Raw genomic sequence first — 24,240 nt, 5'->3', positions numbered from 1 at the left:
CTTTTATTTATGCAAATAGATTTGTAATTCTCTGCCAGATCAATTCAAAAGCACTTGCTTTTTCTACTGCATTTTTCGTTACGAGATCGGTGGTTGCCCCTTCAGTTTTCTGGACATAGCCTAAGTTGTCTTGCGCTAACGAGACGCTGACCGTTCCGATCTTTTCATTTTTATGAACAGGTGCGATGATCGCATTGCTGTCTAGTAAAGAGTGGTCCAAGGTCGTTTCGATCGTCAATTGTTTCGGGTCCATATCACTTCTTACCCACAGATTGACAGGTTTCTCCATGGCTAATGCAACGGATTTTTCTTTACCTTCCGTAACCTTCAAAGTCTTTTGATCACTCGGTGTTTGTCCAGCGACAGTCACATCCTGTTGACTCCAATTGTTCAAACAGTAATCCATTAATTTACCAGTCTCAACAAAACGTGCATTTTCGTCATTTGGCTGATCCAAGGCATTCAGGATCACAGTAATCACACGACGACCATCTTTTTGGATCGTCCCCACAAAGCAGGCACCAGCTAAATCAGTGGTACCAGTTTTTAAACCATCAACGCCTTCTTTGTAATTTGGTCCCTCATACAGCATCACATTCCAGTTTTTCATGTCGTCTGGTTGAGAGGTGTTTGGGGCGAAGGTCTTTTCTTTGATTTTAGAAACTTCCAATACTTCAGGGAAGTCTTTTATCAAGTGCTGTGCCACGATGGCCACATCACGAGCAGACATCAGATTTTCATCATTTTCTTGGGTTCCGGGATATTTGTGTTCGCCTAAATACACATTGCTTAAACCGGAAGCATTGATGATTGTTGCGTCTTTGATCTCCCATTTTGTCAGTTGCTCCCGCATCTGATTCACAAATGTATGTTCATTGCCCGCAACCAGTTCGGCTAAAGCAACCGCGCTTGCGTTGGCGGATTGAACGATCATCGATTCAAAAAGATCCCTGACCGTGTACTTTTGTCCTCGAACGAGAGGGACGTTGGATAAATCAGGAACAGTGCTTAATTTCTCCGCATACTCTGAGATCGGCACTTCTTGCTCCCAAGAGATTTTTTGCTGCTTGATCGCCTCTAAAACGAGGTATGCCGATATCGTCTTAGTGATCGAAGCGATGCCTTTTGGCGTATCGCCATCTTGGTTAAAAAAAACTTTTCCTGAGTCCGCATCAATAGCATATCCCGCATTTGCATTAACAGAAAAATCATCTGCTGCTAGAGCGGTGATTCCTATGAGGCTTTGGAAAAAGAGAATCAGAGTAACCAAAACAAGGGGGAATCTTTTCTTTTTATTCATTGGTGGGCTCCTTTACTTCTATTAACCCTAAAAGTTTAGCAAAATAGGAGGGTGAATTCAAGAAAATACAACAAAACACCAGAGTTTTTCATTAGTTTTGAAATCTCTGGTGTTTGATGATAACATTTTTCGTTTTAATTGCTTAAAAACTTCGACCGCCGCCGCCAAATGTCCCGCCGCCACTGGAGTGGGTACTGCTGCCACCGCCGCCCCCACCGCCATTATTGGAGGGCTTCGGAATTCGACGAGTGGTGACAAAGGAGTTTACTAATTGATCTTGCCGTTCAGTCAAATTCAACTTAGCATGCTGACGGTAGGGATAGCGATACGTTCCAGTTTTTAATTGGTAACGTAAACGAACAGAGACGAAGAACGCGATCGCCGCCACTGCGGAAACGATGAAACCAATGGCAAATTCAATCGGTGTGAGCGACTTGTAGCGTGTCACCTTGCCAGTCTCTTCGTCAATTCGATAGGAGCCGCCAGGAATACCGTCATCAACGAAATTTTTTGTATGAACGAAGTAGTTGTTCGCGGCTTCATAATATTCTTGATCTCTCATGGCATCTTCTACACTGTCTAAAATGGTATTTACGCGTTTGTCATTTAAATAGTCGATCATGTTGCCTGAAGTCGACAAATGAATTTTTCGTTGATTCATGTCTAATAATAGAAGCGCCCCGTTGTTGTCTTTGCCTACGCGATCCATTAACTGGAGGTCAGCGAACTCCTGTGGATCTTCGGTATTGGAATTCGTAGTTAAGACAAAGACTTCCCCTTTGATTTTTTGATTTATGGCGTCCGCCTGATTTGAAAGTTCGGTTCTTTCTTCTGGTGAGAACAAGTTTGCCTGATCATCAACAGTATTTGAAGCGGCAAAAACAGTCAAAGGGGTAAACAATGCCAGAAAGCCAACGATAAAAAGGATTTTTTTCATATGAAATACCCCACGATCATCGCAATGAGCAGAACAGCGGCAAATATTCCGCCGGAGAACAGTCCAAGTCGTTTGTTGCTGATAGGCAATATACCGCTGACTTTTCCAGTTTGTCCATTCATCGCGTAATAGTATGTTTTCTTTGAGGCATCCTGATACGTGACTAACCAAACAGGCAGGAGCATATAATGATTGTCCTGTTTTTCAACATCCACGGAGTGACTGCTGGCTGTGAATGTCGTGTAGCCAGAAACGGTATCCCGCAGCAAGTCTTCGGTATATTCGCCAAGCTCATGCTCGATTTGATCGGAAATATCTTTTATTTCGATATCCCGCTTTTCAGCTTGAAAACCCGACAAGTATTCGGTGTGAAAGTCTACCGCTTGATCAATGGGGAAGGGTTGGACTCCTTCTACCATTTTTTGCTGGATATTCTTCTTCAACGCATTTTTAGTCAAATGCTGGATCTTGGCTGTTCCCTTGCGGAAAATTTGGTAAATCTTTGTTTCTGTATACTCAAGATCTCCCACGATCCAAACACGCAGCGAGGTCCCTTTACCGGTCAAATTACCCGCTGTTTCCGCATCAACGACCCAATAAGGAAAGTAGACGCCGGTCATTTTCTCGATCTGCTCCTTGTTAAAGAAATCTTTTGGAATAAATCGCTTCTTTTGTGTCCAAGCCAAAAAGTCAGTAACGGCTTTTTCGCGGTCAATGGTGAAGGGCAAGACTTTATTCGGTAAAAATTCTCCTGTCAAACGTCCCGACAGCACCACGGGGTTATGACAGAAATAGCAATAAGTTGCGGCGGTAGTGTGATCAGTGACAATCTGAGCGCCACAGCTAGGGCAAAGGAAGAGGTCCATATCTCCAGTATTCGCCTCTTCAATACTAGCCGTACTTGTTTGTCCATCAATCGTTTGAACGCCATCGTTGGCTTCAAACTTCTCAATATCTTCCACGGTAAAAATGCTTAAACAATAATCACAGTGAAATTTTTGATCACTTGGATTAAACGTCAAAGGACCGCCGCAGTTGGGACAATGATGCGTGATTACATCTGCCATTTTGCAGGTCCTCCTCTCGTAGTGATAAGTTAATCTAATGGAATGGCTTTAAAGGGTTTTCCGCAATGTGGACAGAACTTCGGTACTCCGTTACTTAAATCAACGACCTCGCCGCATTCGCTGCACTTCATTTCGATTTTCGCCGCTGCTGCCGGTGCAGGTTTTGGTTCACCACAGTTGCTGCAGAACTTTCCAGTATTATCTTGGCCGCATTTCGGACATGTCCATTGCTCGCCGTCAGCCGAATGTTGTTGGGACTGCTGATTGTTGCTTTGCGATGCCTGATTTAAGAAATCACCGCCGGCATTCATGCCCATACCCATTCCGAAGAAGCCAGTGGTTGCACCCGCATCATTTTTACCCGCTGCTTCCATTCCGCGGGCAACAGAACCTTGAACATAGCCCTCACGTACGCTTGGATCGCCAAGCATCGCGCCTTCATTGCGCATATTGATTAATTTTGTTGAGTCATCTGTGTAGGAGATGCTGGCAACAGCGACAGAAACGATTTCCATCCCCCGCAGTTCGTTCCAGCTGTCATCCAACGCATCCGACAAATACTTGCTTAGCTCCAAGCTTTTTGATGGTACATAAGAAATACGCTGTCCGTCTGCAGACATTTGATTGATCGACGCTTGCAGACCAGTTAGGAATTCTTGCAGGTATTGTTCATTGATGTCGCTGATATCGACTTGATCCATGTTTCTCGGAATCGCATTCGCGAAAAATAAAATCGGATCCGTCACTTTGATCGAGTACGTTCCGTGTGCGCGTAAAAACAATTCTGCATTGTAAAAATTATCAAAATAATTCAGCGGTGTACTGGTACCGAATTTGATCCCTTTGATTTCTTGCAGGTTAATATAGAAGACTTGCTGCTTCTGAGGGGTGACACCGCCAAATTTGAATCGACTAAAGGTCTCCGCAACGGCATCTTTTAATGACCCGTTGAACATAGACGGTGCAGAATTGTTCTCCACTGTGTAGTAGCCTTCTTCGGCGGTGTAATCAATGATTTTTCCGCCATCGACTAAAAGCATCATCATATTCGGATACACGTGAATAACAGAACCGTCCGTAATCACGTCTTTGGTTCCTTTTTTATTGCTGCCGCGTTTGTCGTCTTTGCGCACGGCAACGCCTTTCGTCATGACAGTCGTTTGACCCATGTCGGATGGTTCGATAATCTCTAGCCATTGATCGGCAAGACCGCTGCCGATCGAGCTGGTTGCTGCTTTAAATAGTCCCATGAATATCCCTCCATAAAAACGTTTTTTCTATTATACCACAGGGGTTTTTCGAAACAGAAAAGATCCAGATGCACAAATTAAAAGACACTAAACAATTACGGGAAACAATTGGTTTCTATAGTTTTTTTACTGGAAATCACGTATAATAAAAAGCAGTGATTTTTAGAGAAAAGAGGAGAATTATGGCGTATCAAGCACTTTACCGCGTTTGGCGTTCGCAACGTTTTGATGACCTAGTCGGGCAAGAAGCGATAACCAAGACGCTGAAAAATGCGATCCAACAACAGAAAACGTCTCATGCCTATTTGTTTACCGGCCCCCGCGGAACAGGGAAGACCAGTGCGGCGAAGATTTTTGCAAAAGCCATCAATTGTCCAAACAGTGTCGATGGGGAACCTTGTAACGAGTGCGAGATGTGCCGTTCGATCACTGAAGGGCGTCAAGAAGACGTCATTGAGATCGATGCTGCCAGCAACAACGGTGTAGAAGAAATTCGTTTTATTCGTGACCGGGCGAATTACGCGCCGACTACTGCAAAATACAAAGTGTATATTATTGATGAAGTCCACATGCTTTCCACAGGGGCCTTCAATGCGTTGCTAAAAACGCTGGAAGAACCAAAAGAACATGTGATCTTTGTTTTAGCAACAACGGAGCCTCATAAAATCCCTGCGACGATTATTTCTCGGACACAACGGTTCGATTTTAAACGGATTGATGTTCAAGCGATCATCGGCCGCATGGCATATATTCTTGAACAAAGCAATCAGCCTTATGAAGAGCAAGCATTGTCTGTGATCGCTCGTGCTGCTGAAGGGGGCATGCGTGACGCATTGAGTATTCTGGATCAAGCGATCTCATTCAGCAATGAGAAGATCACGTTAGAGGACGCATTGGCTGTGACGGGAAGCTTGACGACGGAGATGATGGACAGCTTCATCGGCGCTTGTTTGGAACAGAATGTCAGCGGAGCGCTTGAGGTACTGGAAAATATTTTGTCAGAAGGAAAAGAAGCACGTCGCTTAACGGAAGATTTACTATTGTATTGTCGAGACTTGCTGATCTATCAGCAAGCCCCGAAATTGATGGAAAATCGTGCGGCGTATCTGACAGATACCTTTAAGCAACTAGCCGAAGCGACCGCTTCTGAGCGGTTGTATGCAATGATCAAGATTTTAAGCGATACACAAAATGAGATCCGATTTACCAACCATGCGAATGTCTATTTGGAAGTTGCAACAGTAAAATTAGCGACACCGCAAACGAATACTGAAACTGCGGGCGCTGCTCAGTCTGTAGGCCAAGTGTCTACAGGGACGGCGCAACCTGCTGAACAAGCAGAAGTTGCCGCGTTAAAAAGTCAATTGCAAAAGCTGCAAAATGAGTTTCAGCAATTAAAAGCTCATCCAACAGTTGAAAAAGAAGAACGAAAAGCAGCACCGAAGAAAACAGCCAGCACGTACCGCGTGCCCACGGAGCGTGTCTATCAGGTATTAAGTGAAGCAACCAAAGACCATTTGCTGAATGTGAAGAGTGTTTGGGAAGACCTTCTGATGGCTCTGCCAGTTACGCAACGGGCGATGTTAAAGGCTAGTGAGCCTATGGCGGCTGGACCTGAATTGCTGCTGGTTGCTTTTGACTACGAAATCGTTTGTCAGCGAGCGGACAGCAACGAGGAGTTACGCTTGAATATGCAGAACAGTTTAAGTATGATGATCAAAGATTATACACCTGACTTCGTATTCATTACTCGTGAAAGCTGGCCTAGATTACGGCAGGCATTTGTCAGTCAGCACAATGACCGTCCGGTGGCAGCAGAAGATCACGAGTCAGAAGACGAAATCAGTCTGATACCGGAAGAAACCAATGAAGTCGTTGAACAAGCCAAGAGTTTGTTTGGCGATTTAGTAACGATCAAAGAAGATTAGAGCTGTCAGTTTTACGCTTTGACTAATGAAATAAATTAGTTAATTGTTGCACAGCTTAGAATGAAGAAGGAGCGAATAGAGACTATGATGCGCGGAATGGGAAATATGCAAGGCATGATGAAACAAATGCAAAAGATGCAAAAAGAAATGGTGAAAGCCCAAGATGAATTGAATGCCAAAGAATTCACAGGCAGTTCAACGAATGATCTCGTGACAGTAACTTTTACCGGAGATAAAAAAATGAAAGCAATGACGATCAACCCTGAATTGATCGACCCAGAAGATCCAGATATGCTGCAAGATATGATTGTTTTAGCAGTCAACGATGCGATCGAAAAGATCACGAAAGAAACGGATCAAACAATGGGTAAATATACAAAGGGACTTCCTGGAATGTAAGCGACTTTGTTCAGAGAGGAAGAACACCATGCAATATCCAGAACCAATCGCAAAGCTGATTGAAAGTTATATGAAATTACCGGGGATCGGTCAAAAAACTGCGACCCGTTTAGCTTTTTTTACGATCGACATGAAAGATGAGTCCGTGAATGAATTTGCACGGTCATTGATCAGTGTCAAGCGTGACCTGCGTTTTTGCAGCATATGTGGTAATATCACAGAGGAAGACCCTTGTGAGATCTGTTCAGACACGACACGCGATCGCAGTACGATCTTAGTGGTCGAAGAACCAAAAGACGTGATGTCAATGGAAAAAGTCCGTGAATACCATGGGCTTTATCACGTGCTTCATGGAGTGTTGTCACCAATGGAGGGCACAGGGCCAGAAGATATCAATATTGCGCCTCTGATCAAACGATTGCATGACGATGAGATCAAAGAGGTCATCATAGCGACAAATGCCACAACAGAAGGCGAAGCAACAGCAATGTATCTGTCACGTTTGATCAAGCCAGCGGGGATCAAAGTTACACGACTAGCTCATGGCCTGTCTGTCGGCAGCGACATTGAGTATGCTGATGAGATCACGCTGTTAAAAGCAGTGGAAGGACGCCGTGAATTGTAAGAACATCACGGTGTTTTTTAAAATACGAAGATCATAATTATTTTGGGGGACAAGAACGTGAACGGATTATTTATTACGATTGAAGGGCCAGACGGTGCTGGAAAAACCAGTGTACTGAATGAACTTTATCCTAAATTACAATTAACGGCGAAACGATCCATCGTCAAAACAAGAGAACCTGGAGGCATTCCGATCGCTGAAAAGATTAGACACGTGATCCTTGACCCCATAAACGATCAAATGGATGATCGGACAGAAGCCTTGTTATATGCGGCTGCTCGTCGGCAACATTTGGTTGAGAAGATTTGGCCTGCGCTTGAGGCAAATAAAATTGTTCTATGCGACCGCTTTGTTGACAGCTCGTTAGCCTATCAAGGTGCTGGACGCGGTATTGGTATGGAAGAAGTCGCTAAGATCAATGAATTTGCGATCGAAGGCACGACACCAGATGTGACGTTATATTTAGATGTAGATTCGGATACAGGATTGCAACGAATCATGAAGAACCGAACCAATCAAATTGACCGTTTGGACTCAGAAGGGTTACAATTTCATCAGAAGGTTCGACACGCCTATTTAAAATTGGCAGATGCAAATCCAGATCGGATCATAAAAATCGATGCTCGGAAACGTTTAGACGAAGTAGTGAAAGATTGCTTTTACGAGTTGTTGACACGTTACCCAGACTATTTTCAATCATGAGAGGTGTAAAACTATGAAACTAATTTTAGCGATCGTCCAAGACAAAGATTCCAACCGTTTAGCCAATGAGTTTATTGACTCGAACATTCGAGCAACCAAGCTTTCATCTACAGGCGGCTTTTTGAAAGCTGGGAACAGTACTTTTATCATTGGTATTGAAGATGACCGTGTGGAGGATACTTTAGCGCTGATCAAAGAAACGTGCCAAGCTCGGACACAATACGTCACGACACCAGTGACCCTAGACATCTCGTTAGATGGGCAAGTGCCTTACCCTGTTGAAGTTGAAGTCGGCGGTGCAACAGTCTTTGTTTTACCAGTCGAAGGCTTCCACCAGTATTAAGATATGGAAGAAGCGAAAAGACTCCAGACAATTCAACCCATCGTTTTTCGCCAATTACAGAACAGCTTTGAGCATGGGCGTTTGGCCCATGCTTATCTTTTTGAAGGCGATCAAGGAACAGGGAAAGCAGAACTGGCTTTATGGTTCGTCAAGCATCTGTTTTGTTTAAATTTACAAGAGAACATGCCCTGCGAAAAATGCAATAATTGTCTGCGAATAACCAGTAAAGATCACCCCGATGTTGTCGAGATCGAGCCAGATGGCCAGTCCATCAAAGTCGATCAAATTCGTGCATTGCAGAGTGAATTAACAAAAAGCGGCTTTGAATCTGCGAAGAAAGTCGTGCTTATTCACCAAGCGGAAAAGATGAATGTCAACTCGGCAAACAGTCTATTAAAGTTTTTGGAAGAACCGCCAGCAAACTTCATGATTATTTTAGAGACACAATCGTTAGGAAAGATATTGCCGACGATTCGATCTCGTTGTCAGATCATCCACTTTCAAGCGTTGTCTACTGCGCGCTTGCAATCCCGTTTAGAAGCGGAACAAATCCCTGCGAAAACTGCAAAACTCTTAGCAAATTTAACAAATAGTTATGGAAAAGCTGTTGAAATCTCAAAAGATGAATGGTTTAATGAAGCTAGAGAGGTTGTTATTCAATGGTTTAATTATCTTGATAAAAATGATCCGCAAGCGTTTATCTACGTTCAGAAAAAGCTGACAAAGATGTTTAAGGATAAAGCGCAGCAGCAATTTGCCTTTGAAATGTTGGCTTATTTTGTGAAAGAAAAGCGTGATCAAGTAATGAAAGAAAATCAAACCAACCTAGAGAATTACAACCATCTATTAGAAGAAGTTTTGCTAGCTAGTCAAAAGCTAGAGGCAAACGTGTCATTTCAAAATATCGCAGAACAAGTAACGTTACGTATTGTTTTTGCTTAACGTTATTTAAGAGAGTAGGGAGAACCATGGTTGAAGTTGTGGGTGTTCGTTTTCGTGATGCTGGTCATATCTATTATTATGCACCGGGGAAAAACGAATATTTTTATAATGATAAAGTCTTGGTCGAGTCGCAACAGGCGCACCAGATTGCGACAGTGGCAATTCCAAAAATAGAAATAGCAAAAAAAGATTTGTCCGATGATTTAAAAACGATATTACATAAAGCATCAGATAAAGAACTAAAAAAAGTAGCGCAAAATGAAGCCGATGCGGATGCCGCGTTCAAAACAGCAAAAGAGAAGATTCGGGCCCATGAGTTAGAAATGAAATTGATCCGAGTGGAATACACGTATGACCGCAGCAAAATGATTTTCTATTTTACCGCGGATGGACGGATCGATTTTCGGGAGCTGGTCAAAGACTTAGCGGGTGTTTTCCGTACGCGAATTGAGCTGCGTCAGATCGGGGTTCGGGATGAAGCCAAGATTCTTGGCGGAATCGGGCCGTGTGGGCGACCATTATGCTGTTCGACTTTCTTAGGAGATTTTATTCCTGTTTCTATTAAAATGGCGAAAGATCAAGGTCTTTCATTGAATCCAACAAAAATATCAGGCCTTTGCGGCCGTTTGATGTGTTGCCTGAAGTATGAAAACGGCGAGTATGAAGCAGCCAAAAAAGAAATGCCGGATTATGGTAAGGAAATCAACACACCAGAAGGGCGTGGAAAAGTAATCGGGTTGAATCTGCTTAGCAAGGTAGTGAAGGTGCGTTTGTTTGGCCGTGATATGACTGTCGATTTCGATTATCAAGAACTAGTTGAAGCAGGTGATGTGTCATGATGGACCGACGTTCGTTGTATGATGGCCTGAATCAGTTAGAAGTGGACATGCAAAAAAATCTTGAGGATCTAGTGTCGATGAAAGAAACACTACTAGAGCTCGTTGAAAAAAATGCCACATTGGAAATGGAAAATGAACGCTTGCGTGAACGGATTCGTGAGATTGATGCCAAAAAATCTCCAGTCTTAGATGAACGGCAAGAATTGTCGGAATCTCGTTTAAACCTTGAAAAGATATATGAAGACGGGTTTCACGTGTGCAATTTACTTTACGGTTCAAGGCGTGAACAGGATGAGCCATGTGCTTTTTGTTTAGACGTCATCTATCGCGAAAGTAAGCAAAAATAAATCGATTTCAACTAGTGGGTATGACGCTGCTTGTCACACCCGCTTTTTTGCGAGTATCGATGGGTAGTAAATACATAGAAGGAAGTTAGGAGTATGTCTGTGAGAATTCAAAAAAGTTTTGCACAAGAAGTTGGGACGCTGTATTTGGTTCCTACGCCGATCGGGAACTTGGAGGATATGACCTTTCGTGCAGTTAAGACATTGCAAACGGTCGATTTGATCGCCAGTGAGGATACTCGAAATACGCAAAAATTGCTGAATCATTTTGAGGTGAAGGTTGGGCAAAAAAGCTTGCATGAGCATAATTACAACGAACGGATTCCTGAATTGCTGGCATTTCTTAAAAGTGGGCGATCAATCGCGCAAGTCAGCGATGCAGGCATGCCTTCTATTAGTGATCCGGGGCATGAATTAGTCGTTGCTTGTATTGAGGAAGACATTCCTGTAGTGGCGCTGCCTGGAGCAACTGCGGGTATGACGGCGCTGATTGCTTCTGGTCTGATGCCGCAACCTTTCTATTTCTATGGATTCCTGCAACGAAAGAAGAGTACCCAGAAAAAGGAATTAGCAGAGCTGAAAAATCAAACGGCGACAATGATTTTTTATGAGTCTCCCCATCGTATAAAAGAGACCGTGAAAAATATGCTGGAAGTTTTTGGCAATCGCGAAGTGGTCATTTGCCGAGAGTTGACTAAGCTCTATGAGGAGTATCTGCGAGGCACAGCAGAGGAAGTGATCGACTACTTGTCGGAGCATTCGTTAAAGGGAGAGTGCTGCTTGCTGGTTTCCGGTACGACAGAGAAGGTAGAAGAAGAAATTTTTGAAGGCTCACTCAAAGAGCAAGTGGACGTATTGGTCTTAGACGGCGAAAGCTCGAAGGAGGCTATCAAAACTGTCGCGAAACGACATGGACTGAAAAAACAAGAGGTCTATAAAGAATATCACGGATTGTAAGAGCAGGAAATTCTTCCTGCTCTTTTTATGTTAGTTTTTCTCACACGAAAAGTCATTAAATTAGAATTAAATGAAAAAAATGAGGAAAAACTCTTTTTTTATTTAAAAACGATGTTAGAATACTTAACATAAAGAGAAATGGAGTGATTTGATGGCAGCGAATATTGCATTTATTTTGATTTGTTCAGGGTTAGTTTTTCTTATGACGCCCGCATTGGCATTTTTCTATGGCGGGTTGGAGCGGAGAAAAAATATTTTGAACACCATGATGATGGTCATTTGTACGATGGGATTAGCCTCTTTGATTTGGGTAGTCGTTGGCTACTCGCTATCATTTAGCGGCGGCGGAGAATTTATTGGAAATTTGGACAAGCTATTTTTTAATGGCGTCTCTATGACGAAAGGCGATAGTATCCCAGAAGGCTTATTCGCGTTCTTTCAAATGATGTTTGCCTTGATCACGACAGCGATTTTAACAGGATCAGTCGCCGGTCGCATGCGCTTTTCAGCGATTTTCCTATTCATAGCCATTTGGTTAATCGTTGTCTACTTCCCCATGGCGCATATGGTTTGGGGCGGCGGTTTTCTAGACAAGATCGGCTCGATCGATTTTGCCGGCGGGAATGTGGTGCATATTAGTTCAGGGATTTCTGGGCTGGTCTTGGCGATTGTCTTAGGCCGTCGTCGAGAATACCACCTCGGCGATTATCGTCCCCACAATGTTCCATTTGTTGTCTTAGGGACAGGGCTTTTGTGGTTTGGCTGGTTTGGCTTCAACGGCGGCTCGGCCTTAGCGGCGGACGGACTTGCGATCCATGCGATGATCACGACCAACACAGCGGCTGCTTGCGCGATGTTGTCATGGATGCTGATTGAGAAAGTCCTAAATGGCAAGCCAACGGTCGTCGGTGCTTGTACCGGTGCAGTTGTCGGATTGGTGGCAATTACTCCTGGGGCGGGATTTGTCTCGATTTGGTCAAGCCTCCTCATTGGCGCATTGGTTAGTCCGTTCTGTTATTTCTTCATTTCAGTAATTAAGCAGAAGCTTGGTTTTGACGATGCGCTGGATGCTTTTGGTTGTCATGGTGTCGGCGGAATCTTCGGCGGGATCGTAACAGGGATTTTTGCTGATCCTTCGGTTGGTGGACGAACAGGTTTGATTTACGGCGAAACCCATTTGTTTATCGCACAAATCGAGAGCGTCATTTTTACATTGATTTTTGCTGGAGTCGCAAGCTATTTGATCATTTCTTTGATCCGGGTCTTCATGCCGATTCGTGTTTCTCAACAGGAAGAAGCGTTAGGGCTAGACCAAATCGAGCATGATGAAAATGCTTATCCGACATTTATGGGAATGGATTCTTAGGAGACTATAGGAGGACGCGATGAAAAAAGTTGAAGCGATCATCAGACAAGAAAAATTAGAAGCGATCAAAGCAGCGATCGATCAGGAAATTGAAGTAAATGGGATGACTGTCAGCCAAGTATTAGGCTGCGGCTTGCAAAAAGGACAAAAGACGCACGTTCGAGGACAAGAGGTCATCACGACATTATTACCTAAAATAGCAGTAAGCTTTATTTTAGCGGATGAAGATGTAGAGAGAGTGATTGATTTGATTTTAGAGACCTGCCAATCAGAAGAATGCGGAACAGGAAAAATCTTTGTGTATCCTATCGAAGAAGCGATTCGGATACGCACGCGGGAGTCTGGAAAAGCAGCGATCCAATAGAAAAAAACTGTCTGAGAAAATTTTTCTCAGACAGTTTTTTATTGAAAGATTTCTTCTTTTATTTTTTCGAATTCCTTTGCTGTCAGGATTCCTTGATCCATCAGCTCCTTCATTTTCAAGAGCTGTTCCGCTTTGCTTAAGTGGGTCTCGGGTTCTTTTTTTGTGATGATCTCTTGGACTGTTTGCTTTAAAGTCGCTAAGACATAGGGTGCTTCATCTTCCGTCAAGACTATTTTTGTTACGCCTTCTAAAGAGGAAATCTCTAATATATCCAAGCTGGTTTCTTTTGTTAAACGAAGTTCCTGAAGATTTGCCAAAGGAATCACTTTAAACTCATCGCCAATCAATTTCTTTTGTCCCATGATAAATCGTTGATTGGTTAAAGCATAGGCGTAAAAGCCGTCATTTTTGGTTGCAGATGTTCGATTGTGCAGCCCAATAAAGCAAACAAGAACCTCTTCATGAGGCCCTAAATGTTTCTCCAGCACTGAAAAAAGTTTTTCGCTCCATTGTTGATCGGACCCTGAAAAGAATTTCGCATGTTGACAAAATTGGTACATTTCCTCCGCAGTTTTCATAGCACACCTCGCTGATTTAGTAGCTCCAGTTTAGCAAATAATGGAAACGCAAACAAATCAATCGTAAAAATTCAAAAGGATTTCTTATCCGAATGATTGTGGGGACGCGCGAAAACCGCAAAAAAACCACCATAGCCGTCACTATGGTGGAAATGAAGGTTGTTATTTACTCTTGGTAGGAGTAAGTATGAAAAACCAATTCGGGATAATTGGTATAAATTAATGATAATGCATACAATCAATGAATTCATGAATAGCAGTTTGTTAATCGATAAGAAATGAATTAGAAAAAACTTATGCAAATTTCTGTGAAATTTTTTAGTTATTTACATAATGTAAGGGTTGCATTTCGTTTCATGGAATTTAACAGCTATGGTACACTTGATTTGGAAGACTTAAATAGGAGGGTACATTTATGGCAAATATCAGTAAAAAGTTACTATCTGAACTGACTTCAGAAGAAGCCACCGGTCCGTTTATCACATTCATGTTGAATACACACCATGCGCATCAAGAAGTTGAAAAAGATCAAATCACGTTTAAAAACTTCGCTAAAGAAGCGAAACGTCGTTTTGAAAAAAAATACACTGATCACAGCTTTGAACCATTCCAAGAAAAGATCAATCAACTACTCGCAGATGGTGATTTTTGGCGAAACGGAACAGAAAGTATTGCGGTGATCCTTACGGCAGAAGAAAGTTATATCCATCGCTTAAGTATCGCTGTGGACGATCAATATTATGTCAGCGACTTGCCGTATCTGTTGGCGATCATCAAGAATGCACAATTTAATTATTCTTACTATTTAATGGCTTTGAATAGAGATTCTATGAAGCTCTATTTTATCCGTAACAAAAAAGTGAAAGAAGTCGATCTGCCAGAGGATGCTCCGAAAGATATTGTCACGGCTCTTGGAGATGAATTAACGGGAGGAAACTTAAACGTATCTGCTCGCGGCGGAGAGGTCGGCAGCTATCATGGCATCAATACGAAGGATGAAGAAGTCGAAATTGACTGGGTGAATTATTACCAAGCAGTGGACAACTATTTAAAAGAGTTCGAAAACCCAGAGCAACTTCCAGTATATCTTTTTGCCTTGCCAGAGAATCAAACACAATTTAAAAAAGTTGCGAAAAATCCTTATTATTCAGATAAGGCGGCAATCAATGGTTCGCCAGCACAAGCAACGATCAACGAAATCAAAAAAGAGTCACAGAAATTGACGGATCAATTGGCATCTGTTGAGACACAAACGTACCAAAAATTAATGGATAGAAAATTTATTGACCAATTAGTAGACATCGTACCGGCCGCGAAGGAAGGAAAAATTTCTCATCTCTTTATCGCAACATCCAACCTAGTCGATGGGTTCGGAGAAGATCCAGATGTCGAATATGATCGTCGCCAAGTCTTGAACGAGATTGCGGACAATGTTATCAAAAATGGCGGACAGGTCTTTGTTCTAGACCAAAAAGACGCTCCAGATGAGAAAAGTCTATTAGCGATACTACGGTATTAATGTTCGAATAGTTCAAATATATTAAGAATAAAAATTTTAAGCGATAACCTAGTGTTATCGCTTTATCTGTGTTATACTTCTAAGTGTAGTTTTTGTACGGTAATATTGGCAAGTTTGTTTCAGACAACATCTTTCCTATTTCACCATTCAAGTAATTACAAACTAATTTTTATCCTAGGAGGATGTTTAACATGGAACAAGGTACAGTAAAATGGTTCAACTCAGAAAAAGGCTACGGATTTATCACTGCTGAAAACGGAAATGACGTATTCGTACATTTCTCAGCTATCCAAGGCGACGGCTTCAAAACTTTAGAAGAAGGTCAAGCAGTGACTTTCGACGTAGAAGAAGGCCAACGTGGACCTCAAGCTACAAACGTTAACAAAGCTTAATTAAGTAGACTTTTAAACCAGATGCTCACGCATCTGGTTTTTTTGTTTTTATAAATTGAAATCGCTTTGAATGAAGAACTTCCTTGTAGAAAGTGGTACTATTCAGATATAATGCGTGAGGTAGATGTCCCCATGCTGCTTCTAAAACTGACAGAAGCAAAGTATGTGGGCTAGTGAGATACGTGGTTTTATAAGGAAATCACTTCTTGTGTTTGAGGAAGGAGGAGAAGTGTGAAAAAGAATTATGCTGTGGTTGATATTGAAACGACTGGAACCGATCCAAAAACCGATCGTATCATTCAGTTCGGCTGTGTATTGATCGAGAACGGCAAGATCGTAACGCATTTCTCGACGGATATTAATCCAGATCAGAATATTCCAGCGCAGATCCAAACGCTGACAGGAATTACGAACCAACGAACGCGAAAAGCCCCTTATTTTGAAGATGTGGCTCAAACGATCACTAATTTATTGGAAGATACAATCTTTGTTGCCCATAACATTCATTTTGATTATCCGTTTTTAAGTAATGAGCTAGAGCGATGCGGTATGCCGCCATTGACGATCCCCGGTATTGATACCGTTGAGTTGGCGCAAGTGTTTATGCCGACGTCTTTGAGCTTTCGCTTAAAGGATTTGGCAGAGGAGCTGCACTTAGTCCATGAAAATCCCCATCAAGCGGATAGCGACGCGGATGTAACTGCGCAATTATTATTATATCTAGACTCGAAAATAAAAGAACTGCCGATCATTACAGTGGAAAAAATCGTGGAAACGGCTGATCAAATGGCGTTTCAAACTAAAAATTATTTAGAAGAATGTCTGAAGGAGATGCAAGAAGCCCCTCGTCCTTTGTCGGATGAGTTGGTGATCATTCGTGGATTAGCGCTGCGCAAGAAGCGTGTGCCGCTTTTTTCTGAGAGCTATTTTGGGGTGAAGGCCTATCCTCGCTCACGGAAAGCCAAGGAGAAAATCTATCACGGTGAATTGGATTTTCGAAAAGAACAAGCGCGATTGATGAATCTTGTGTATGATTTTTTTAATAAGAAAGATGACAAGAATATTTTAGTAGAGGCCGCAACAGGAATCGGCAAAACGTTGGGCTATTTATTACCCATGAGTTTTTTGGCAACTCCGGAAAAACCGCTGGTGATCAGTACGGTCTCTTTGCTGCTGCAAGAACAGATTTTGAGCCACGACTTGCCGTTGATCAATCGTCTGTTGGATCAGCCGATGCAGGCAGTAGTGATGAAAAGCAGTCGTCATTACTTGGATCTTGAGCGTTTTTATCAGAGCTTTGAGAAAGAAACAGCACAAAAACAATACACATTTTATCAAATGTCGGTGCTTGTCTGGTTAACTCAAACCGAAACAGGGGATTTTGATGAGCTGAATATGACTAGCTTGAAACACCCTTTCTGGCAAGAGGTCTCTCATTTAGGCGTGCATACATTGAATCCCAGCAGCCCATTTTATCAAGCAGATTTTATTCATCATCGTCAAAAAAAATTGGCTCAAAGTAATTTGGTGATCACCAATCATGCCTATTTAGCGCAAGAGGATCAACGGAAAATTCCTCAACTGCCGAACAGTTCGTATCTGATTATTGATGAAGCCCATCATTTAAATCGAGTCTTGGAAAAAGTCAGCACTCAGAACTTTAATGTATTGGCGATCCAGCGTTCGTTTGCCCATCTTTTTGACCAGCAAACCTTTGCTGGTTGGAAAAAATTGATCCACAAAGACAAGCAAAGCCAGCATACGCTTGAAATTCTTCAAGATGTTCTTCAGGAATTAAATGAGGACCTGACGGATTTTTATCGTATTTTCAAGGAAGAGTTTCCTGCGGAAGAGGAACGCTTGCTGACGAAAGAGATGATCGACCAATTGTCCTTGGCTGGGGAGCATGTTTTACAGCGGATCAAGCGTCTTTACCAAGATGCGTTGGATTTGGGGGATCAATTGTCGGGGTATTTTATCAGGTACAAAGAGACGTTCAGTATCAAAGAACAGGCGGAATGGGGCGACCTGCAAGCACTACTGGACAATTTGACAGAGCAGCAGACAGCATTTGAAACATTTAGTGAAAAATGGGATGCCCGCTATGTTCATTGGTTCAATGCCAAACGAAAGACGTTCCAAGTCCAGGATTTGGAAGCGGCATTGATCAGTCAAACGAAGTGGTATGAGCGGTACAAGCAGATCCTTTACTTGGGGGGAACGTTGAAAATCGGCAGCGATCGGCATTATTTCGCGAAGCGTTGGGGGATAGCGGAGACGCCTTTAAAGATAATCAGCAGTCCCTATGATTATGCCAACCAAGCGCGCCTGTACCTTCCGACGGATACGATCAGCATCCAGTCGACCTCACCGGATCAGTATGCGCAATACATCGCCGACGTGGTTCGAAAAATGGCAGGCGATCAGAAACGTCCGATCTTAGTTCTTTTTACTTCTCACGATATTTTGAATCGTGTCTATCAACGCGTGCGTGTGCCTTTATTAAATGAAGGCAGAGAAGTTTTGGCTCAAGGTGTTGGCGGCAGCCGCGAAAAATTGTTGAAGCGTTTCTTGTTATCAAATGACGCGCTGCTATTCGGAGCCGACAGTTTTTGGGAAGGGGTCGATCTGCCAGGAGAGATTCTGCAGCTTTTGATCGTTACTCGTTTGCCGTTTGAAAATCCTAAACGGCTGCAGGTCAAAGCACGGAATGAGTATTTAGCCTCTGAAGGAATCAATCCGTTTTACCAAGAGGCAGTCCCCCATGCAGCATTGCGGCTGCGCCAAGCATTGGGAAGGTTGATTCGTTCAGACAAGGACAAGGGAGTAATGCTCTTGTTGGATCAGCGCTTTATCACTGCGAAGTACGGCGAAAAATTACGAAAAGCATTGCCAAAGGACCTTCCAATCAAACAATTGCCGTTAGAAGAGATTCTGCTTGAAGCGGATCAATTTTTAAATTCTGACAAAAGTGATGAGAATTAATGAGGCAAAGCCCTTCTTTTGGTATAATGTAGCTTGTCTGAGAGGAGTATGATTTTGGATACGAATAGTACAAGGCAGCAAAAGCTCAACCGCTGGCTTTTAGGGATCGTGGCATTTTTACTAATTATTATCGTGGCGGCGACCATGATTTTTATCCGTTCAAATCGTCCGATGCAGCAAGCCAAAAGAGAAGCGGTTCAAATGGCAGAAAAATATGCCGATTTAAAAACGGTCGATCATTTTTATTGGTTCAATCGTGAAAAAACCTATTTCACCGTTACGGGTGAAAATAATACTGGCGAATCGATCATTGTGATCGTTCCGAAATCAGGAGAGAAAGTCCGCGTTCTCAATCAAAAGGATGGTCTGACCGAAGAACAAGCAGAAAAACGCTTTAATGAGGAGAATCCAGATCTGATTTTTGAGAAAGCCAACTTAGGGATCTATCAAGATAAAACTGCTTGGGAGATCACCGCGAAGGATGAAAAGGGCGCGATTTTTTATTACTTGCTGTCATTTAATGATGGCAAACAAATCAAAGTCATCAAAGAAATCTAAAAAAACTTGGTAAGGGAGTTATTGGTTATGAAATTATCACAGCGTGTAACAAACTTAGAACCGTCCGTCACTTTAGCAGCTACCGCCAAAGCCAAAGAGTTGAAAGCCCAAGGATTAGATGTCATCAGCTTGACTGTGGGGGAGCCTGATTTCACAACGCCGGAAAACATCGAGCAGGCAGCAATCAAGGGAATCGAAGGGGGCAAAGTCAGCTTCTACACTGCCTCTGGCGGGACCCCTGAATTGAAATCTGCGATCGTGGACTTCACTAAGAAAAATTATGACCTGTCGATCGCACCGAAGAATGTCATTGTCACAAGCGGGGCAAAATTTGCCTTGTATACCTTGTTCCAAGCAGTTCTGGACGCAGGAGATGAAGTCATCATCCCAGTTCCTTATTGGGTGAGTTATGGTGAACAAGTCAAGCTGGCTCAAGGGAATCCTGTGTTTGTTGCAGGTGCGCAAAACAATGACTACAAGATCACAATCGATCAACTAGAAGAGGTTCGTACGGAAAAGACAAAAGCACTGATCATCAATTCCCCGTCGAATCCGACAGGGATGATCTACACGGAAGACGAGCTGCGAGAAATCGGGGAATGGGCCGTCCGTCACGACCTGTTGATTGTCTCAGATGATATTTATGATCATCTTGTTTATAATGGAAACAAAGCAGCCCACCTTGCTTCATTGTCAGAAGATATTTTTCATCATACCGTGATCATCAATGGCGTTTCGAAAACCTACTCTATGACGGGTTGGCGAATTGGCTATGCGATCGGGAACGAAGAGATCATCGGTGCCATGACGTCGATTGCTTCTCAAGCAACGAGCAATCCGACGGCGGTCAGCCAAGTAGCTGCTGCTGAGGCTTTATCGGGAGAGCAGGAAACAGCAGAAAAGATGCGTCAAGCGTTTGAAGAGCGGTTGAATACCATCTATCCAAAAGTAGCGGACCTGCCAGGTTTTGAGCTTAAAAAACCGCAAGGAGCGTTCTACCTGTTTCCGAACATCAAAGGTGCGATGGAGATAGGCGGCTACGACAATGTAACGACTTGGGTCAACGATTTGTTGGAACAAGAGCGTGTGGCGCTGGTAACAGGCGAAGGGTTCGGTTCTTCTGACAGCGTGCGAATGAGTTATTCATCCAGTATGGAAAATCTAGAAGAAGCAGTCGTGCGGATTCGTCGTTTCATAGAAAATAGTAAAAAGTAAAACCTTATTTCGGGATAAATAAGTGAGGAGAGACATTTGTGGAACAAATTCAAATCATCGATGCCAAGAACCATGTTGGCGAAACAGTAAAAATCGGGGCTTGGGTCGCGAATAAACGATCAAGCGGAAAGATTTCTTTCTTACAATTACGTGATGGGACAGCTTACTTTCAAGCGGTCGTTGTCAAAAGTGATGTATCAGAAGAAGTTTTTCATTTAGCGAAAGAATTGACGCAAGAAACATCAATCATTGTTACGGGAGAAATTCGGGAGGACACACGCTCTAAATTCGGTTATGAATTAGGTGTAGCGTCGATCGAAGTCATTGGTGAAAGCCATGATTACCCGATCACACCGAAGGAGCATGGCGTAGATTTCTTGATGGATCATCGTCATTTATGGTTGCGTTCGTCACAACAACACGCGATCATGCTGATTCGTAACGAGATCATTCGTGCAACCTATGAATTCTTCAATAACAATGGTTTTGTAAAAGTAGATCCGCCGATTTTGACAGGTTCAGCTCCTGAAGGAACCAGCGATTTATTTGAAACAAATTATTTCGACCATAAGGCCTATTTATCTCAAAGTGGACAATTATACATGGAAGCAGCAGCGATGGCATTAGGAAAAGTCTTCTCATTTGGACCGACTTTCCGTGCTGAAAAATCAAAAACACGCCGTCACTTGATTGAATTCTGGATGATCGAACCAGAAATGGCCTTCATGCATCAAGAAGACAGTCTAGAAGTGCAAGAACAATACGTGGCTTATTTAGTACAAAGTGTTCTGGATAACTGTGACTACGCATTAGACGTCTTGGGACGTGATAAAGAAATTTTGAAAAACTATACAAAGCTTCCTTATCCGCGGATCTCTTATGACGAAGCGATTGAATTATTGAAGAAAAATGGCTTTGACGATATTGAGTGGGGCGAAGATTTTGGATCGCCGCACGAAACGTTTATCGCGAATTCCTTCGACCGTCCAGTCTTCATCTTAAATTATCCAAAGGCTATCAAGCCTTTCTACATGAAGCCACACCCAACACGTGAAGATGTCGTGATCTGTGCCGATTTGATCGCGCCAGAAGGATATGGAGAAATCATCGGCGGTTCTGAACGTGCGACCGACTATGATTACTTGTTGGAGCAAATCCGTGAAGCAGGCTTGAACGAAGAAGAATATTCATGGTATTTGGATCTGCGTAAATATGGGACTGTGCCCCATTCAGGTTTTGGTTTAGGACTTGAACGGACGATCACATTTATTTCAGGGATCGACCATGTTCGTGAAGCCATTCCATTCCCACGTTTGTTGAACCGTATTTATCCATAAGCTACGATCGCTGAAACGCCGAGGACTTTCTCGGCGTTTTTTTTGTGTTTGTAGGGCTGTTTCAAGTCTCTTTTTTAGAAATAGAGTTAGGGGAAAATGAGCGGGAAATATTTTTGAAAAAGCTTTCTTTTTATGCTTGACATATGAACGAGCTCTCATATATAATATACATGAAGAATCATTCATATGTAAAAGAGAGAAGGGAATCTCATGGAAAAAGTATATCGGTTAGATGGGTTGGATTGCGCGAACTGCGCAGCGAAGATCGAGCGCTCTGTACAGCAAATCAAAGGTGTGGAGCAGGCTCAAGTGGACTTTATGAGCACGAAACTGACGATCGTTGCACCGGAAAAAGACATTGAACGTGTCAGCGAGGAAGCGAAGGAGATCGTGAATAAGCTGGAGCCGGATGTTGAAGTCAACAGCGTGCAAACGCAACGAGAAGAGGAAAGCTCTAAAGGAAAAATCATTCAAATTGTTGTGGCGATCATTGCTTTAGGAGGCTTGGCTGTCTTTACTCCGGCAATGCCGTTGAAACTGATTGCTTATTTGATCTTATACTTGTGGATCGGCTATGACGTCCTCAAAACCGCCATCACAAACATTTTCCATGGAGAGATCTTCGATGAAAACTTTCTCATGGCGATCGCAACCGTTGGCGCTATCGCGATCGGAGAATATCCAGAAGCAGTGGCCGTTATGCTGTTTTACCAAGTAGGAGAATTTTTCCAAGATTACGCCGTTGCAAAATCAAGAAAATCAATCAGCTCACTGTTAGCGATTCGTCCAGATTCGGCGAACTTGATCCAGAACGGTGAAGTGAAAAAGGTCGCGCCTGAAGCGATCAAGGTGGGCGATCGTATCTTGATCAAGCCGGGGGAAAAGGTACCGTTGGATGGGATCGTCAAAGAAGGCAATTCGATGCTGGATACCTCTGCGTTAACAGGAGAATCTGTTCCCCGCAGTATCCATCCGGAGGAACAGATCCTCAGCGGGTTTATTAATCAGAGCGGACAATTGACTGTAGAAGTGACAACGACATTTGGTGAGTCGACGGTCAGCAAGATCTTAGATTTGGTGGAAAATGCCAGCAGTAAAAAGGCACCGGCAGAAAACTTTATTACCAGCTTTGCTCGCTACTACACACCGATCGTTGTCGGCTTGGCTGTCTTGTTGGCAGTCGTGCCGCCGTTGGTGACCGGAGAGCCCTTTTATGATTGGGTCTATCGTGCGCTGACCTTCCTAGTGATCTCTTGTCCGTGTGCGCTGGTTATTTCTGTACCGTTGAGTTTCTTTGGCGGGATCGGCGGTGCTAGCAAAGCCGGCGTCCTGATCAAGGGCAGCAACTATATTGAAACGTTAGCAAACGTGGAAACCTTGGTCTTCGATAAAACAGGAACGCTGACGAAGGGTGTCTTTGAAGTTCAAACTGTTGAAACGACCATGAACAAAAAGGAATTCTTACAGTATGTGGCTAGTGCGGAACAAAGCTCCAGTCACCCGATTGCCCAATCAATCGTAAATTACGTCGATCAACCATTGCTCGCTGTCAGTCAATTAGAAGAAATCGCAGGTTTTGGGCTCTCAGTTGAGATCGATGGGCATCATTTCTTAGTCGGCAACGAAAAGCTGATGGCAAACAAGAATATTCCATTCCAAGCCGTACAGGAAATCGGCACGATCGTCTATGTTGCGATGGATGGAAGATTTGTCGGACATTTAGTGATTGCTGACGAGCTCAAGGACAATGTCTCTGAAGCGTTGGCTGAAGCGAAGAGCCTCGGTGTGAAGCGTACCGTCATGCTGACTGGAGACAATCGCGGAATCGCGGATGCGATCGGTAAGAAGATCGGGATCGATCAAGTCTACAGTGAACTGCTGCCAGAGGATAAGGTCACGCACTTAGAAGATGAATTGCAGCGGGAAACCAAAACGGCTTTTGTCGGTGATGGGATGAACGACGCTCCCGTGCTTGCCCGCGCCGATATCGGTATCGCTATGGGCGGCCTAGGGTCGGATGCCGCAATCGAGGCAGCGGATGTCGTGATCATGGATGACCAGCCTGAAAAAATCCCGACAGCGATTCGAATCGCACGTAAAACAATGGGGATCGTCAAACAAAACATCGTGTTTGCGATCGGTGTCAAGGTGGTCGTGTTGGTCTTAGGAGCATTAGGCTTCGCAACGATGTATGCCGCCGTTTTCGCAGACGTAGGTGTCACTGTGATCGCTGTGTTGAATGCGATGCGTTGTTTAAGAATAAAATAGTAGATGAACAGGCTTTGTGGCTCTA

At 43.3% G+C, this 24,240-nt stretch carries 23 protein-coding genes; 18 read left to right on the top strand and 5 right to left on the bottom strand.

The annotated features are described in order from the left end of the window. Positions 1–7: 7 nt before the first annotated feature. From A5868_RS11880 to A5868_RS11865, 4 genes are all read right to left on the bottom strand, one after another. Entirely contained in the window at positions 8–1,300 is a 1,293-nt protein-coding gene (locus A5868_RS11880) for a serine hydrolase (RefSeq protein WP_086303373.1), read from the bottom strand. A gap of 142 nt (positions 1,301–1,442) precedes the next feature. Further along, positions 1,443–2,237 carry a TPM domain-containing protein gene (locus A5868_RS11875; RefSeq protein ID WP_086303374.1) on the bottom strand — a complete coding sequence of 265 codons (795 nt, stop codon included), beginning with the start codon at positions 2,235–2,237 and terminating at the stop codon, positions 1,443–1,445. Further along, positions 2,234–3,304 carry an ATP-binding protein gene (locus A5868_RS11870; RefSeq protein WP_086303375.1) on the bottom strand — a complete coding sequence of 357 codons (1,071 nt, stop codon included), beginning with the start codon at positions 3,302–3,304 and terminating at the stop codon, positions 2,234–2,236. The genes A5868_RS11875 and A5868_RS11870 overlap by 4 nt, the downstream gene beginning before the upstream one ends. Before the next feature lie 29 nt (positions 3,305–3,333). Next, positions 3,334–4,554: an SPFH domain-containing protein gene (locus tag A5868_RS11865; RefSeq protein WP_086303376.1), complete on the bottom strand. Its 1,221-nt coding sequence runs from the start codon at positions 4,552–4,554 to the stop codon at positions 3,334–3,336. Between the two features lie 182 nt (positions 4,555–4,736). On the opposite strand from A5868_RS11865, the gene dnaX reads away from it, so the two are divergent. From dnaX to A5868_RS11810, 11 genes are all read left to right on the top strand, one after another. Further along, positions 4,737–6,482 (top strand): DNA polymerase III subunit gamma/tau, encoded by a 1,746-nt coding sequence (gene dnaX, locus A5868_RS11860; protein WP_086303377.1) that lies wholly within the window; start codon positions 4,737–4,739, stop codon positions 6,480–6,482. An 84-nt stretch (positions 6,483–6,566) separates the two neighbouring features. Beyond that, on the top strand, positions 6,567–6,881 hold the full coding sequence (locus A5868_RS11855) for a YbaB/EbfC family nucleoid-associated protein (RefSeq protein WP_010779861.1): 315 nt from the start codon (positions 6,567–6,569) through the stop codon (positions 6,879–6,881). Between the two features lie 28 nt (positions 6,882–6,909). Then, on the top strand, positions 6,910–7,506 hold the full coding sequence (recR, locus tag A5868_RS11850; RefSeq protein WP_010779862.1) for a recombination mediator RecR: 597 nt from the start codon (positions 6,910–6,912) through the stop codon (positions 7,504–7,506). A 57-nt stretch (positions 7,507–7,563) separates the two neighbouring features. Next, the gene (gene tmk, locus A5868_RS11845) at positions 7,564–8,208 is read left to right on the top strand and encodes a dTMP kinase (RefSeq protein ID WP_086303378.1); all 645 of its coding nucleotides are present in this window, start codon (positions 7,564–7,566) and stop codon (positions 8,206–8,208) included. Between the two features lie 13 nt (positions 8,209–8,221). Then, positions 8,222–8,551: a cyclic-di-AMP receptor gene (locus tag A5868_RS11840; protein WP_010779864.1), complete on the top strand. Its 330-nt coding sequence runs from the start codon at positions 8,222–8,224 to the stop codon at positions 8,549–8,551. A 3-nt stretch (positions 8,552–8,554) separates the two neighbouring features. Further along, a complete protein-coding gene (gene holB / locus A5868_RS11835) occupies positions 8,555–9,493 on the top strand; it encodes a DNA polymerase III subunit delta' (protein ID WP_086303379.1) in 939 nt (312 codons plus the stop codon). 26 nt (positions 9,494–9,519) lie between these two features. Then, positions 9,520–10,332, top strand: a complete 813-nt coding sequence (locus tag A5868_RS11830) for a PSP1 domain-containing protein (RefSeq protein WP_086303380.1) — start codon at positions 9,520–9,522, stop codon at positions 10,330–10,332. Further along, positions 10,332–10,679, top strand: coding sequence for a DNA replication initiation control protein YabA (locus A5868_RS11825; RefSeq protein WP_044926567.1), 348 nt, complete (start codon positions 10,332–10,334; stop codon positions 10,677–10,679). The genes A5868_RS11830 and A5868_RS11825 overlap by 1 nt, the downstream gene beginning before the upstream one ends. Positions 10,680–10,772: 93 nt before the next feature. Further along, entirely contained in the window at positions 10,773–11,633 is an 861-nt protein-coding gene (rsmI, locus tag A5868_RS11820) for a 16S rRNA (cytidine(1402)-2'-O)-methyltransferase (protein WP_394371523.1), read from the top strand. A 151-nt stretch (positions 11,634–11,784) separates the two neighbouring features. After that, entirely contained in the window at positions 11,785–12,999 is a 1,215-nt protein-coding gene (locus A5868_RS11815) for an ammonium transporter (protein WP_010779869.1), read from the top strand. Between the two features lie 19 nt (positions 13,000–13,018). Further along, positions 13,019–13,363: a P-II family nitrogen regulator gene (locus tag A5868_RS11810; RefSeq protein WP_086303382.1), complete on the top strand. Its 345-nt coding sequence runs from the start codon at positions 13,019–13,021 to the stop codon at positions 13,361–13,363. A gap of 38 nt (positions 13,364–13,401) precedes the next feature. On the opposite strand, the gene A5868_RS11805 is transcribed toward A5868_RS11810, so the two are convergent. Then, positions 13,402–13,941, bottom strand: a complete 540-nt coding sequence (locus A5868_RS11805) for a PH domain-containing protein (RefSeq protein WP_086303383.1) — start codon at positions 13,939–13,941, stop codon at positions 13,402–13,404. 415 nt (positions 13,942–14,356) lie between these two features. On the opposite strand from A5868_RS11805, the gene A5868_RS11800 reads away from it, so the two are divergent. The 7 genes from A5868_RS11800 to A5868_RS11770 all read left to right on the top strand — a co-directional run bounded on the left by A5868_RS11800 (position 14,357) and on the right by A5868_RS11770 (position 24,215). After that, the gene (locus A5868_RS11800) at positions 14,357–15,460 is read left to right on the top strand and encodes a baeRF6 domain-containing protein (RefSeq protein ID WP_086303384.1); all 1,104 of its coding nucleotides are present in this window, start codon (positions 14,357–14,359) and stop codon (positions 15,458–15,460) included. Positions 15,461–15,651: 191 nt separating this feature from the next. Then, positions 15,652–15,852: a cold-shock protein gene (locus A5868_RS11795; protein WP_010745638.1), complete on the top strand. Its 201-nt coding sequence runs from the start codon at positions 15,652–15,654 to the stop codon at positions 15,850–15,852. Positions 15,853–16,083: 231 nt separating this feature from the next. After that, positions 16,084–18,837: a helicase C-terminal domain-containing protein gene (locus A5868_RS11790; protein ID WP_086303385.1), complete on the top strand. Its 2,754-nt coding sequence runs from the start codon at positions 16,084–16,086 to the stop codon at positions 18,835–18,837. Positions 18,838–18,891: 54 nt separating this feature from the next. Continuing rightward, positions 18,892–19,395: a cell wall elongation regulator TseB-like domain-containing protein gene (locus A5868_RS11785; RefSeq protein ID WP_010779874.1), complete on the top strand. Its 504-nt coding sequence runs from the start codon at positions 18,892–18,894 to the stop codon at positions 19,393–19,395. Between the two features lie 27 nt (positions 19,396–19,422). After that, positions 19,423–20,610 (top strand): pyridoxal phosphate-dependent aminotransferase, encoded by a 1,188-nt coding sequence (locus A5868_RS11780; RefSeq protein ID WP_010779875.1) that lies wholly within the window; start codon positions 19,423–19,425, stop codon positions 20,608–20,610. 38 nt (positions 20,611–20,648) lie between these two features. Then, on the top strand, positions 20,649–21,947 hold the full coding sequence (asnS, locus tag A5868_RS11775; RefSeq protein ID WP_010779876.1) for an asparagine--tRNA ligase: 1,299 nt from the start codon (positions 20,649–20,651) through the stop codon (positions 21,945–21,947). Positions 21,948–22,157: 210 nt separating this feature from the next. Beyond that, positions 22,158–24,215 carry a heavy metal translocating P-type ATPase gene (locus A5868_RS11770; protein ID WP_086303386.1) on the top strand — a complete coding sequence of 686 codons (2,058 nt, stop codon included), beginning with the start codon at positions 22,158–22,160 and terminating at the stop codon, positions 24,213–24,215. Positions 24,216–24,240 lie beyond the last annotated feature (25 nt).

It is taken from the genome of Enterococcus sp. 12F9_DIV0723, from assembly GCF_002174375.1.
Classification (GTDB): Bacteria; Bacillota; Bacilli; order Lactobacillales; family Enterococcaceae; genus Enterococcus_A; species Enterococcus_A gilvus.
The sequence above is the reverse complement of the archived record's forward strand: the minus strand, read 5'-3'. Positions and strand labels throughout refer to the sequence as shown.